The 242-nt window shown below is 64.9% G+C and carries 1 pseudogene; it reads left to right on the top strand.

The window, feature by feature from the left end:
• Positions 1-34: 34 nt before the first annotated feature.
• Positions 35-242, top strand: a pseudogene (locus tag EJ903_RS26765) (IS256 family transposase); the annotation flags it as partial.

Genomic DNA, 242 nt, shown 5'->3' on the forward strand with positions numbered 1-242 from the left:
GGCGGGGTTATCCTGAAGCAGAAGGAGACCCTGAATGGCCCGACGCAAAGAACCGGTTATCCCCGACGCGATCCTCGACCAGCTCCTGGCGGGGGCGGATGCCAAGACGGCGTTCGACCAGAACGGCCTGCTCGACCAGTTGAAGAAGGCGCTGACGGAACGGGCGCTGAAAGCGGAGCTGGATCATCATCTGGCTGGGGACGAGAGCGGCAACCGGCGCAACGGCTACGGCCGCAAGACGG

Origin of the sequence: Azospirillum griseum, assembly GCF_003966125.1 — a bacterium.
Lineage (GTDB): Bacteria > Pseudomonadota > Alphaproteobacteria > Azospirillales > Azospirillaceae > Azospirillum > Azospirillum griseum.